This window comes from Amycolatopsis sp. CA-211722 (assembly GCF_056828465.1).
In genome coordinates this window covers 5,005,655-5,018,894 of record NZ_CP184752.1, presented here as the reverse complement: position 1 = coordinate 5,018,894, position 13,240 = coordinate 5,005,655, and the positions used below count along the sequence as shown (strand labels likewise).

Below are 13,240 nucleotides of genomic sequence, written 5' to 3'. Positions count from 1 at the left end.
CGTGAGTGGTAAGGACGGTTAGAACCGTCCTTACCACTCACGAGCCGAGGGTGTCCGGGTCCGGGCCCAGGCGCTTCCCCTGCTCCAGCGTCGCGATCGCGGCGCCGTCGTGCGCGTCGAGCGCGAAGTCGAAGACGTCGATGTTCTCCTTGATCCGTTCCGGTGTGACGGACTTCGGGATCACCAGGTGGTTCATCTCGACATGCCAGCGCAGCACGACCTGCGCGGGCGTCTTGCCGTGCTTCTCCGCGATCGTGGTGATCTTCTCGTCGGCGAGCAGGTCCCCGCCGCGCGCCAGCGGACCCCAGGCCTCGGTGACGATCTCGTGTTTCTCGTGGAAGTCCCGCAGCAACGGCTGCTGCAGCCACGGGTGGCATTCGATCTGGTTCACCGCCGGGACGATCCCGGTCTCCTCGATCAGCCGCTCCAGATGCGGGATCTGGAAGTTCGAGACGCCGATCGCCTTCGCCCGGCCGTCGGAGGCGATCTTTTCCAGCGCCCGCCACGTTTCCACGTACTTGTCCTGCGCGGGAAGCGGCCAGTGGATCAGGTACAGGTCTACGTAGTCGAGGCCGAGCTCGCTCAGACTGGTGTCGAAGGCGCGCAACGCCGATTCGTAGCCGTGCTCGGTGTTCCACAGTTTCGTGGTGACGAACAGTTCCTCGCGTGGCAGCCCGCTGGTGCGGACGGCCTCGCCGACACCGCGCTCGTTGGCGTACAGGGTCGCCGTGTCGATGGCGCGGTACCCCGCCTCGATGGCGGCGCGGACCGCGCCGACGACCTCGTCGTCGCCGATCTTGTACACCCCGAACCCGAGTTGCGGGAGGGACGTTCCGTTGTTCAGCCGAATGCTGGGGACCATGCTCGAACAGTAACCCCAGCCGGGGGTCAGGGCAGAGCGGGCAGGTGGACGGTCACCGAAAGACCGCCGCCCACAACGGGTTCCGCGGACACCGTGCCACCGTGCGCCTGGACGGCGGCCCGCACGATCGAAAGCCCCAGCCCGGCGCCGGTGCGGGCGGTCCTGGCGACGCCGGCACGGCGGAACGGTTCGAACAGCTCGGGGACCGCGGCCGGGTCGAGCAGTCCGCCCGAAGACCGCACCCGAAGCACCGACCACTGTGGACCCGCCTGCGTGACGACGTCCAGCCAGCCGCCGTCGACGTTGTGCCGCACGGCGTTCTCCAGCAGGTTTCCCGCGATCCGTTCCAGGAGCGCCGGATCACCGAACGTCGGCGCGCCCTGGGTCGCGAATTCGGCGCGGAGGCCGCGTTTCTCCGCGTCCGGTCGCGCAGCGCGCCAAGCGGTCGCGACGATCACCGCGAGGTCGACCGGTTCCCTGGCCACCAGCCCGGCGCCGTCGGTGCGCGCGAGCAGCAGCAGCGAACCGACCAGCCGCTCGGCCCGCTCGGTCGCGTCACGGACCACACCCGCCATCCGGCGTAATTCGGCTTCGTCCGCGTGCTCGTCGGCGAGGGTGACGTCGAGTTCGGTGCGGATGACCGCGAGCGGCGTCCTCAGTTCGTGGCTGGCGTTCGCGACGAAATGCCGTTGCGCGTCGAACGCTGCCTGCAGCCGGTCGAGCATGTCGTCGAAGGTTTCGGCCAGTTCGGCGAGTTCGTCCTTCGTCCGGACCTCGCCGATCCGCTCGCCCATCGATTCGATCGAGAGGCGCCGCGCGGTGCCGGTGATCTCGCGCAGCGGCCGCAGGACCCGCGCGGTGAACGTCCACGCGAGGATCCCGGCGGCCAGCACGACGAAACAGAACGCGACCGCGCCGAACAGCAGCACCCGGTTCCGGGCGTAGACCCGCAGGTGCTCGGTGACCGCGGAGGCGTCGACGTCGACGCCGTCGACCCGCACCGTGGTCCCCGGCGGCAGCTGTGGCACGGCGGAAACGGCGTCGCCGACCAGGTTCCAGGTCAGCCAGAGCAACAGGAGGCTGACCAGTGCCACCAGCCCGGTCGCGAGCAGCGTGACCCGCGCGCGCAGGCTGCGGGCACCGGACAGGTTCACCCGCGTGCGGTCCCCTGCTCCGGCACCCGGTAGCCGGAGCCGACGACGGTCTCGATGATGCCCGGCTCGCCGAGCTTCTTCCGCAGGGTCATCACGGTGACCCGGACGGTGGTGGTGAACGGGTCGGCGTTCTCGTCCCATACGCGTTCGAGCAGTTCCTCGCTGCTGACCACCGAACCGGCGGCCGACAGCAGCACCTCGAGCACGCCGAACTCCTTGCGGGTCAGCTCGATCGGGCCGCTCGCGCGGCGGACGGTCCGCCTCGCCGGGTCCAGCTCGACGTCACCCGAGGTCAGCAGCGGCGGCGCGGCCGGGGTCGCGCGGCGGCCGAGCGCCCGCACGCGCGCGACGAGTTCGGGGAAGGCGAACGGCTTGGCGAGATAGTCGTCGGCGCCGAGGGAAAGCCCGTCGACGCGGTCGGAAACGGAACTGCTCGCGGTGAGCATCAGGACGCGGGTCAGCTCCCCGGACGCGACGATCTCGCGGCACAGGTCGTCGCCGGACATACCGGGCAGGTCGCGGTCGAGCAGCACGACGTCGTACCGGGTGACGGCGGCCTTCTCGTGCCCGTCGTCACCGGTGAGCGCGATGTCCACCGCCATGCCCTCGCGCCGCAGGCCGCGTGCGATCGCGTCGGCGAGGGGTTCTTCGTCTTCGACTACCAGAATTCGCACGACCCTACGTTGCCACACGTTCCTGAGAGTGACCTTATGGGACCAACCGGGGCGGTCTCCGGGTCCGAGGTTCCGGAGGGGGTGTCGCGAAAGCCACTTTCGGGACACCAGATGTCCGGAAAGTGGCTTTCGCGACCCGGTCGCCACGCCGCCCGCGGCAGGTGGTCACCCGAACGGCCGCTCACGCCCAGCGCAGGGCGAACCACAGCCGCATCCGGGTCTCGGGATCCGCCAGGTCCACCCCCAGCGCCCGTTCGATCTGCCCGATCCGGTGCCGGACGCTGTTGCGGTGCACGCCGAGTTCGGCGGCGGTGCGGTCCCAGCCGCCGTGGTGGGCGAGCCAGACGCGCAGCGTGCCGACCAGTTCGCGGTCACCCTTCCGGTCGAGTTCGCGCAAAGGCGCCAGCACCTGGGCGGCGAACCCGGCCGCCGCGCCCGGATCGATCAGCGCGTCCAGCCCCGCGGTGCCTTCCGCCACGATCGGCCGTTCCAGCGCGGCGGCCCGCGTCAGCAGCAGCTCGACTTCGCCCGCCGCTTCGGGAAGCCGTCCGGGTGGCACGGGCGAACCCACGACCGCGAGCCAGCCGTCGGCTCGGAGCCGGTCGAGGTCGCCGATCTCCGGCGCCTCGCGGACGATCGCGTCGAACCGCGGCCCCGGCCGCAGCCGCACGAGCGGGGTGTCGAGCCGGGCGCGCAGCCAGTCGTGGCGGGCGGCGACCTCGTTCGGCCCCTTGCGGTACGCGATCCCGGCGACCAGACGGCGTTCGTCCCCGCCGATCACGCCGGTCTCCCCCAGCAGCAACGCCGTGGCGGTCGCGCCGAGGCCCGCCGCGTCCGAACCCGCGCGGCCCACCAGCCCGAGCAGCGCGGCGCCGACCGACAGGATCGAGCGGTCCGCGCCGTCGAACCGCGCGACGCGGCCGACCACGACCAGATGCGACGCCGTCGCCTGCGGGTACACCGGCTGCGCGACGACGTGGGTGCCGTCGGCCAGTTCCGTGGTCGCGCTGCGGATCCCCCGGCCGGTCCGAAGAGTGGCGAGGAGCTCCAGGACCTCGTCGGGCAGCGGTGACGGCGCACCGTGGTCCGCGGCCAGTACGTCGTCGACACCGACCAGCGCCACCCAGGCCCCGAGCCGTCCGGCCAGCGCGCCGGCCAGTTCACCGAGCCCGTCGCCGGCCGCCCTGGTCAGCGCCTCGCGCGCGACCGCGATCCGCCGCTGTTCCCGCTGCCCCGCCTCGGCGAGGGCCACCGACACCGCCCGGCTGATCGCCAGGAACGGCGTCCGCGGCTGGACGACCAGCAGCGGGAGCCCGTGCCGGGCACACGCCGTCCGCAGCGGCGGCGGCAGCGTCTCGTACGCCCCCGGCGTGAGCCCGAATCCCAGCGCGGAGATCCCGCTGTCGGCCAGCCGCCGGACGTAGCGGTCGACCTCGGCCGGCTCGACCGGCAGGTTCACCCCGGCGGTGAGCAGCAGCTCCGCCCCGAGCAGGTACGGCACGGGATCCAGCAGCTCGCTGACGTGGGCCCAGCGCACCGGCGCGTCGAGCGCGCCCGGCCGCAGGGTCTCCACGACCGGGTCGAGTGCCAGCTCCGGGTTGCCGACCACGGCCCGTAACGGGACATTCACATCCGAGTCGAACGAATCGTGGCGTTGGGTCATTTCATCCTCAATCACACTGGACTTCGGATGGATCATCCCATGTCGTTCAAGGTGCGAACGAACCTACGGTGACCCGAACGAAGCGAACAGCCCCAAGTCAAGGAGGACACCGTGGCCGGTGACTACGCGGTGATCGCGCTCTACATAGCGGGCATGATCGGGGTCGGCTGGTTCGGGCTGCGGCTCGCCAAGACCAAATCCGACTACCTCGTCGCGGGCCGCCGCCTCGGCTGGTTCATGTACTCGGGGACGATGTCCGCGGTCGTCCTCGGCGGCGCGTCGACGGTCGGCGGGGTGAAGCTCGGCTACACCTACGGCATCTCCGGCGCCTGGCTCGTGATCGCGATCGGCGTCGGCATCCTGGTCCTGCACACGCTGTTCGCGCGGCGGCTGGTGAAACTGCGCGTCTACACCGTCGGCGAGATGCTCGACCTGCGCTACGGCGGTTCCACCAGCACCATCTCCGGCGTGGTCATGTGGGGCTACACGCTGATGCTGACCGTCACCTCGACGCTGGCGTTCGCCACCATCTTCAAGGTCCTGTTCAACGTGCCGAGCTGGGCCGGTATCGCCATCGGCGGGTCGATCGTGGTGCTCTACTCGGTGCTCGGCGGCATGTGGTCGATCACGCTGACCGACATCGTCCAGTTCGTCATCAAGACCATCGGCATCCTGCTGATCCTGCTGCCGGTCTCGATCGTCTCGGCGGGCGGCTTCGACGGGATGGCCGCGCGGCTGGACGAGAGCTACTTCGAACTGACCGCCATCGGCGGCGACACGATCTTCACCTACTTCCTCATCTACAGCTTCGGCCTGCTGATCGGCCAGGACATCTGGCAGCGTGTGTTCACCGCGCGGACGCCGGGTATCGCGACCGGCGGCGGCGTCATCTCCGGCGTCTACTGCCTGGTCTACGGGCTCGCCGGCGCGCTGATCGGCACCGCGGCCAAGACGCTGTACCCGAACCTCGCCAGCGCGCAGGACGCGTTCGCGACCATCGTCGAGCAGCAGCTGCCCGCCGGGATCCGCGGGCTGGTGCTCGCGGCGGCGCTCTCGGCGATGATGTCGACCGCGAGCGGCGCGCTCATCGCCTGCTCCACGGTCAGCACCGCGGACCTGCTTTCCAAGCTGGGCCTCAAAAAGGCCGGCAACGAGGTGACGAGGAACCGGGTCACCACACTGGTCCTCGGCCTCGCCGCGATCGGCATCGCGATGGTCGTGGACGACGTCGTCAACGCGCTGACCATCGCCTACGACATCCTCGTCGGCGGCCTGCTGGTCGCGATCATCGGCGGGCTGGCCTGGAAACGCGGCACCCGCCAGGGCGCGCTCGCGTCGATGGTCGTCGGCACCGTCGTGGTCATCACGTTCATGTTCGTCGACGGCGTCGAGGCCAACAGCCCGATCTACTGGGGCCTCGGCTCCAGCCTCGCGGTGTACCTGCTGGTCAGCTTCCTCACCCCGCGGACCTCGGACGAAATCCTCACCGTGTGGACCCGCCGCCTGAACGGCAGCGCGGCCGCCGAAGAAGAAGAGGCGAAACTCGCCGCTTCGCAGTCCTGACAACCATTCGAAGGAGACACAGTGCCTGAGCAGACCCCGATCGGACCCGTCGACTCTTCGAGGGTGCCCCGGTTCGCCGGTTTCGCGACCTTCGCGAGGCTGCCGCGGATCGATCAGGTCGAGCATGCCGACGTCGCCGTCGTCGGGGTGCCGTTCGACGCCGGGGTGTCCTACCGCCCCGGCGCGCGGTTCGGACCGGCGGCGCTGCGCGAGGCCAGCCGCCTCCTTCGCCCGTACCACCCGGAACTCGACGTTTCCCCGTTCGCCGAAACGCAGGTGGTCGACGCCGGTGACATCGCGCTCAACCCGTTCAACATCGGCGAAGCGATCGAGACCTTGCAGAGCGAGGCCGAAGCGCTGACCGCGGGCGGGACGCGGCTGGTGACCGTCGGCGGCGACCACACGATCGCGCTGCCGCTGCTGCGCGCGGCGGCGAAGAAGCACGGACCGGTGGCACTGCTGCACTTCGACGCGCACCTCGACACCTGGGACACCTACTTCGGCGAGCCGTACACCCACGGCACCCCGTTCCGGCGGGCGTCCGAGGAAGGCCTCCTCGACACCGAAGCGCTGTCCCACGTCGGCACGCGCGGCCCGCTGTACGGCAAGCGGGATCTGGAAGAGGACCGCCGCCTCGGATTCGGCATCGTCACCTCCGGCGACGTCATGCGCCGCGGGGTCGCCGAGACCGTCGACGCGCTGCGCCAGCGCATCGGCGGCCGCCCGCTCTACATCTCGGTCGACATCGACGTGCTCGACCCCGCGCACGCGCCGGGTACCGGAACCCCCGAAGCGGGCGGCATGACCAGCCGCGAACTGCTGGAGATCCTGCGCGGGCTGCGGGACTGCAACCTCGTCGGAGCCGATGTGGTGGAGCTGGCCCCGGCTTACGATCATGCCGAGATCACCGCCATCGCGGCTTCCCACGTCGCCTACGACCTGGTGAGCCTGCTCAGTTTGGGGAAGGGCGCATGACCAGCACTGAACGGATAGGCGGCGACGTAGTCGTCGAAACCCTCCACGCGCTCGGCGCGGACACCGTGTTCGGCCTGCCCGGCCAGCACGCGCTCGGCCTGTTCGAAGCGTTGCGGCGCACGGACAACCTGCGCGTCATCAGCTCGCGGGTGGAGAACAACCTGGCGTTCGCGGCCGACGGGCACGCCCGCGCCCGGCTCGCGGCCGCCCCCGAAGGCCCGGTCCCGGTGACGCCGATGATCGTGTCGACCGGCCCCGGCGCGTTGCTGACTTTGGCTTCCTTGCAGGAATCCCGCGCCGCCTCGGTGCCGGTGCTCGGGATCTCCAGCCAGATCCCGGTCGCCGGGCTCGGCGGCGGACGGCACGGTTACCTGCACGAACTGCCCGATCAGCAGGCCAGTTTCCGCGATGTCGTGAAGTCGGTGCACGTGGTGCGCACCGTCGGCCAGATCCCGACGGCGTTGCGCGAGGCGTGGGAATCGGCGGCGACCGCGCCGTACGGCCCGGTGTGGGTCGAGATCCCGCAGGACATCCTGCTCGCGCCGACCGATCTGCCGCGGATCACGTCCGTGACCGCGCGGCCCGCACCGCTGGAGCCCCTGCCCGAGCTGATCACCGAAGCCGCGAATCTCCTTGGCGCGGCGAAGAATCCGGTGATCCTCGCCGGTGGTGGCGCGCTGCGCTCCGGCGCGCACGCGGAGCTGAAGGCACTCGCGGAGGCACTGCGCGCGCCGGTGCTGTCGACGTTCGGCGGCAAGGGCGTCTTCGGCTGGGATCACGAACTGTCCGGGCAGTCGTGGCTGGAGGACTGGCACAGCACCGAGTTCCTCTCGGCCGCGGATGTGCTGCTGGTGCTGGGTTCCGGGCTCGGCGAGCTGTCCAGCAACTACCGCGAGTTCGCCCCGCGCGGCCGGGTGATCCAGGTCGAGGCCGATCTCGGGAAGCTGGAGTCGAACTACCCGGCCCTGGGTATCCACGCCGACGTCCGCCTTGCCCTGCAAGGACTTCTGGAGCAGGTCCCGTTCCGTCAGAGCGACGGTGCCGCCGAGAAGGCGGTCACGGATCTGCTGGCCAAGGTGCGCGAACGCCTCGACGGCCAGCCCCTCGAAGCCGAGCGCAAGCTCATCGACGACATCCGCGCGGCGATCCCCGACGGCACCCAGACGTTCTGGGACATGACGATCGCGGCCTACTGGGCCTGGTCGGCGTGGAATCCCGAGGGCGCGCCGATCCACACCGCGCAGGGCGCCGGCGGGCTCGGCTACGGCCTGCCCGGCGCGCTCGGCGGCGCGGCGGCGACCGGCGGCCCGGCGCTCGCGGTGTCCGGCGACGGCGGCGCGATGTACGGCATCGCGGAACTGGCCACGGCGGTCCAGCACGGGCTGGACGTCACCTGGCTCATCGTCGACGACGGCGGCTACGGCATCCTGCGCGAGTACCTGACCGGCGCGTTCGGGCAGTCCACCGCCACCGAACTCGCCCGCCCCGATTTCGCCGCGCTGGCACAGTCCTTCGGCGTCCCGGCCACAGTGTCCTCTTTGGACACCGTCGGGAAGGACCTGGCCGGCGCGCTGGCCACCCCCGGCCCGTCCGTGGTGGTCCTGCCCGCACTGCTGAAGATGTTCGAGCCGACCCACCTGGAGAAGAAATGACTCAGGTCCTGAACTTCGTCGACGGCGCCGAGGTACCGGCGTCGGGTTCGCGGACACTCGACCTGGTGGATCCCGCCACCGGCGAGGTCTTCGGCACCAGCGTCCTGTCCGAGCAGTCCGATGTGGACACCGCGCTGGCCGCCGCCGAGCGGGCGTTCGAGGTGTGGCGCAAGAGCACGCCCGCGCGACGTCAGCTCGCCCTGCTGAAGATCGCCGACGCGGTCGAAGCCCGCGCGGAGGAGTTCGCCGAGCTCGAAATCCGCGAGACCGGCAAGGTCCGCGCCGTCGTGCTGGACGAGGAGATCCCGGAGTGCGTCAGCGCGCTGCGGTTCTTCGCCGGTGCGGCGCGGCAGCTCGAAGGCACCGCGTCCGGGGAGTATCTGCCGGGGCACACGTCCGCGATCCGTCGCGAGCCGGTCGGTGTCTGCGCGCAGATCGCGCCCTGGAATTACCCGCTGATGATGGGTGTCTGGAAGATCGCCCCGGCGCTGGCCGCGGGCAACACCGTCGTGCTGAAGCCCGCGGAGACCACGCCGTCGACGGCCGTCCTCCTGGCCAAGGTCGCGGCGGAGTTCCTGCCGCGGGGCGCGTTCAACGTGCTGTGCGGCGATCGCGACACCGGCCGCGCGCTGGTGAAGCACCCGATCACCGAACTGGTGTCGATCACCGGGTCGACCCGCGCCGGCATCGACGTCGCCACCGTCGCGGCGGCCGATCTCAAGCGCACGCACCTCGAACTCGGCGGCAACGCGCCGCTGCTGGTCTTCGGCGACGTGAACCTCGCCGAAGCGGCCGAGGGCATCGTCGGCGCGGCGTTCTACAACGCCGGGCAGGACTGCACCGCGGGCAGCCGGGTGCTGGTGGACGCGGCGATCCACGACGAGTTCGTCGCGGAACTCACCAAGGCCGCCGCCGCGCAGACCCCGGGCGAGGACTTCGGCCCGCTCAACAGCGAAGCGCAGTTCGGCCGGGTCCGCGGGCTCGTCGAGCGGCTGCCGTCGCACGCCCGCGTGGAGACCGGCGGCACCCCGGCCGGTGACCGCGGGTTCTTCTTCTCCCCCACCGTGATCTCGGGCCTGAAACAGGACGACGAGATCGTGCGGGAGGAGATCTTCGGCCCGGTGATCACCGTCCAGTCCTTTGTGGACGAGGACGAGGCGGTGCGCCTGGCCAACGGCGTCCCGTACGGGCTCGCGTCGTCGATCTGGACCAACGACCTGTCACGCGCGACCCGCGTTTCGGGCGAACTCGACTTCGGCTGCGTCTGGGTCAACACCCACGGGCCGCTGGTCTCGGAAATGCCCCATGGCGGCTTCGGGCACTCGGGCCACGGGAAGGACCTCTCGTCCTACTCCTTCGCCGAGTACACCCGCGTGAAGCACGTCATGACCCGCTTCGCCTGATCGCGTTTCGTCCTCTTAATGCGGTACTTGCGTGTGCAAGGACCGCATTAAGAGGACGAAACGCATAGCTGGAGGTCCCCATGGGTGACAAGGTCACCGAAGTCGAGCAGCACGGCATCGCGCCGATCCCGCCGGAGGAACAGACGTCGCGTCCGCGCGACCTGTTCCGGATGGCGTTCGGTGGCGCGAACACCTTCGCCACCATCATCCTCGGGACCCTCCCGATCGCTTTCGGCCTGAGCTTCTGGGCGGCGGTCGCGGCCACCGTCGCGGGTGTGGTCGTCGGCGCGCTGGTGCTCTCGCCGATGTCGTTGTTCGGTCCGCTCACCCGGACCAACAACGCCGTCTCCTCCGGCGCGCACTTCGGCGTCGTCGGCCGCTGTGTCGGTTCCTTCCTCTCCCTGCTGACGGCGATCACCTTCTTCGCCATCTCGGTCTGGGTGAGCGGCGACGCCGTCGCCGGTGCGGCACAACGGCTTTTCGGCTTCGACGGCGGCGAAGTGCTCCGCGGCGTCGCGTACGGCGTCATCGCGATCGCCACGCTGGTGGTGTGCATCTACGGCTACCGGTTCATGCTGCTGGTGAACCGGGTCGCCGTGGTGCTGGGCACGGCGATCATGCTGCTCGGGATCGTGGCCTACGGCGGCACCTTCGACCCCGGGTTCGCCGGCACCGGCACCTACGCGCTCGGGGACTTCTGGCCGACCTGGATCCTCGCCGCGCTCACCACGATGGCGAACCCGATCTCGTTCGGCGCCTTCCTCGGCGATTGGACGCGCTACATCCCCGCGCGCCACAGCCGCCGTTCCCTGCTGGCCGCGCCGTTCCTGGCGCAGGTGGCGACGTTGCTGCCGTTCGGGTTCGGCATCGCCACCGCCACCCTGGTCGCGGATCCGGCCGACTACATCACCGGCCTGACCGCGATCTCCCCGCTCTGGTACGCGATCCCGCTGATCGTCGTCGCGCTGATCGGCGGGCTGTCCACCGGGACGACGTCGCTCTACGGGACCGGGCTGGACTTCAGCTCGATCTTCGTGAAGCTGAGCCGGGTGCAGGCGACGCTGCTGATCGGCTCGCTCAGTGTCGTGTTCATCTTCGTCGGCAATTTCGTGCTGGACATGGTGTCCAGCATCAACGCCTTCGCCACGCTGATCGTGCTGTGCACGTCGCCGTGGATGGTGATCATGATGATCGGTTTCGTGCTGCGGCGCGGGTTCTACGACCCGGACGACCTCCAGGTCTTCAACCAGGGCCGCAAGGGCGGGCGCTACTGGTTCACCCGCGGCGTGAACTGGCGCGCGATGGCCGCGTGGATCCCGGCGACGACGCTGGGCCTGCTGACGGCCAACACCCCGATGATCGCCGGGCCGTTCAAGGACATCGCGGGCGGCGTCGACGTCAGCATGGTGGTGACGCTGTGCACGGCGGCGATCGCGTACCCCGTGCTGGTGAAGCTCTTCCCCGAGCCGCGGGAGGTCTACGGTCCGGCGCCCGGACCGGTCCGGGAGGCTCAGCCGCAGTCGGTGGCCTGACGCGGATCCGCCGGGTACCGCAGGGCGCTACGGCCGAACGCGCCGGTCAGGTTGTCCCAGAAACGCCCCGCGGTGAGCGGTGCCCGGACCGAGTCCAGCATCTCGCGCACCGCGGGGCACTGGACGGCCTTCCTCGCCGCGAGAATGTCTTCGGGGGCGAATCCGTTGGCGTCGCCACCCGTGTCGACCTCCGCCGTGCCGGCCTCGCCGATGGCCCACACCGGACTGATGTCCTTCTCGTGCCCGCTGCGGCTGGCCGAGACGAGCACCGTGTGGGAAGCGATCGAGTTCACGAGGCCGTACCCGTCGTGCACGCGGACGTCGAGCGGCATGACCAGCCCGAAGGCGCCGATGCTGCCGGAGAAGACCGTGCTGTACGGCTTGTCGGAGGCGTACTGATGCCAGGCCCCGGCCCGGTACACCAGCACCGAGGGGCCGGGCAGGCTCCGGACGGCCGTGATCGCCGACGGAAGGTCGAGGTCGGGCGACTGCGAGTAGTCCTCGATGGTCACGGGGTGCTCGTGCCGGGTGACCGCGGACCAGTAACCGCGTTCGTCCGCGATACCGGTGGCCTGGTTGTACGCCTTGGGCGCGTCCTCGTACGGCACGCGCAGCCAGCCCAGGGTGACGAACGCCCAGACGCCGATCCCGGCCAGCGAGACGGCGGTCCACCGCGTGAACGGCACGGCCATGACCGGGAGCAGGGCGGCGAACAGCGCCGGCAGCAGCATCCGGCCGTGCATGAAGTCGCCACCGAGCCGGATGACGTACAGCGCGAGCACCAGGGCGGAAAGCAGCGGGAACACCGTGAGCACCCAGAGCGCCCGGTCTCGCCGGACCCGGATCACCAGCAGCACGAATCCGGCCACCAGCAGCAGGAGCGGTATCCAGAGGTAGTAGGGCCCCACGAGGTCTGCCAGGTACCGCCAGCCACGGCCCCAATGCGCGAACGACGCTTCCTTGGCCAGCGCGGTGTTCGGCGTGATCAGCCCGTAGTAGCCCATCCGGAAGATCTGGTACGCCACGGGCAGCGCGCCGGCGACAGCGAGGAAGCCGAGCAGGCGCCACCAGCCGCGCCACGCGACGAACAGCGTCGCGACGAAGGCGATCGCGCTGAAGACGGCGAGATCCGGGCGCACGAGCGGTCCGAGCCCGATCACCAGCGCGACGGGCCAGGCACGCACCGCGTCCCCGCCGAGGGCGAGCCGGACGACGAGCCACCACGTGAGACCCAGCCAGAACGTGATGAGCCCGGTTTCCAGGCCGGAGGTGGCGAAATCCCGGAACGGAGGCAGCACGCAGACCAGCAGCGCGCCCGCCGGGACCACCAGGCTCGACCCGGTGGGCCGGTGGAACCGCCGGGCGCCGTCCATGGCGAACCACAGACCCGCGACGGCCAGTACCAGGCCGGAGCCCACAGCGGCCCACTCCAGTTTGATCCCGAGCGCCCCGAGCCCGCCGACGAGGAACGTCCACAGCGTGCTCGTGTTCGCCTCGACCCGCTCACCCGCGTTGAACACCGGGCCGTTGCCCTCGAGGAGGTTCCGGACCGTCCGCAGCACGATGAGACCGTCGTCGCTCATCCACCGGCGGCGCCAGGCCAGCTCGGCGAACACCAGTGCGGCCAAGCCGAAAAGAATCCACGTCCACACCCGTGGCCTGCGGTACCAAGCCTGGGTGGCCCCGGATTCCCCGGATTCTGCCTCGAGTAGCCCCGTAGTCGACACTGGTCGTCCCCTTCTCGGCCGATGGCGACGGCACA

The 13,240-nt window shown here is 70.4% G+C and carries 10 protein-coding genes; 5 read left to right on the top strand and 5 right to left on the bottom strand.

Going from position 1 to position 13,240, the window contains the following annotated elements; genetic code table 11:
* Positions 1 to 37 precede the first annotated feature (37 nt).
* From ACOCEP_RS24280 to ACOCEP_RS24265, 4 genes are all read right to left on the bottom strand, one after another.
* Positions 38 to 862 carry an aldo/keto reductase gene (locus ACOCEP_RS24280; RefSeq protein WP_482331285.1) on the bottom strand — a complete coding sequence of 275 codons (825 nt, stop codon included), beginning with the start codon at positions 860 to 862 and terminating at the stop codon, positions 38 to 40.
* 26 nt (positions 863 to 888) lie between these two features.
* Entirely contained in the window at positions 889 to 2,016 is a 1,128-nt protein-coding gene (locus ACOCEP_RS24275) for a sensor histidine kinase (RefSeq protein WP_482331283.1), read from the bottom strand.
* Positions 2,013 to 2,690, bottom strand: a complete 678-nt coding sequence (locus tag ACOCEP_RS24270) for a response regulator transcription factor (protein ID WP_185927010.1) — start codon at positions 2,688 to 2,690, stop codon at positions 2,013 to 2,015. Before ACOCEP_RS24270 ends, ACOCEP_RS24275 begins: the two co-directional genes overlap by 4 nt.
* A 181-nt stretch (positions 2,691 to 2,871) precedes the next feature.
* The gene (locus tag ACOCEP_RS24265; protein ID WP_482331281.1) at positions 2,872 to 4,353 is read right to left on the bottom strand and encodes a PucR family transcriptional regulator; all 1,482 of its coding nucleotides are present in this window, start codon (positions 4,351 to 4,353) and stop codon (positions 2,872 to 2,874) included.
* 111 nt (positions 4,354 to 4,464) lie between these two features.
* On the opposite strand from ACOCEP_RS24265, the gene ACOCEP_RS24260 reads away from it, so the two are divergent.
* From ACOCEP_RS24260 to ACOCEP_RS24240, 5 genes are all read left to right on the top strand, one after another.
* Entirely contained in the window at positions 4,465 to 5,916 is a 1,452-nt protein-coding gene (locus tag ACOCEP_RS24260; protein WP_482331280.1) for a sodium:solute symporter family protein, read from the top strand.
* A gap of 21 nt (positions 5,917 to 5,937) precedes the next feature.
* Entirely contained in the window at positions 5,938 to 6,891 is a 954-nt protein-coding gene (gene speB, locus ACOCEP_RS24255) for an agmatinase (protein WP_482331279.1), read from the top strand.
* Positions 6,888 to 8,543 (top strand): thiamine pyrophosphate-binding protein, encoded by a 1,656-nt coding sequence (locus tag ACOCEP_RS24250; protein WP_482331277.1) that lies wholly within the window; start codon positions 6,888 to 6,890, stop codon positions 8,541 to 8,543. Before speB ends, ACOCEP_RS24250 begins: the two co-directional genes overlap by 4 nt.
* On the top strand, positions 8,540 to 9,946 hold the full coding sequence (locus ACOCEP_RS24245; RefSeq protein WP_482331276.1) for an aminobutyraldehyde dehydrogenase: 1,407 nt from the start codon (positions 8,540 to 8,542) through the stop codon (positions 9,944 to 9,946). The genes ACOCEP_RS24250 and ACOCEP_RS24245 overlap by 4 nt, the downstream gene beginning before the upstream one ends.
* Positions 9,947 to 10,026: 80 nt before the next feature.
* Positions 10,027 to 11,478: a purine-cytosine permease family protein gene (locus tag ACOCEP_RS24240; protein ID WP_482331275.1), complete on the top strand. Its 1,452-nt coding sequence runs from the start codon at positions 10,027 to 10,029 to the stop codon at positions 11,476 to 11,478.
* Here ACOCEP_RS24240 and ACOCEP_RS24235 read toward each other — a convergent pair.
* A complete protein-coding gene (locus ACOCEP_RS24235; RefSeq protein WP_482331274.1) occupies positions 11,457 to 13,106 on the bottom strand; it encodes an arabinofuranosyltransferase AftB family protein in 1,650 nt (549 codons plus the stop codon). The two genes, ACOCEP_RS24240 and ACOCEP_RS24235, sit on opposite strands and share 22 nt — an antisense overlap.
* Positions 13,107 to 13,240: the final 134 nt, after the last annotated feature.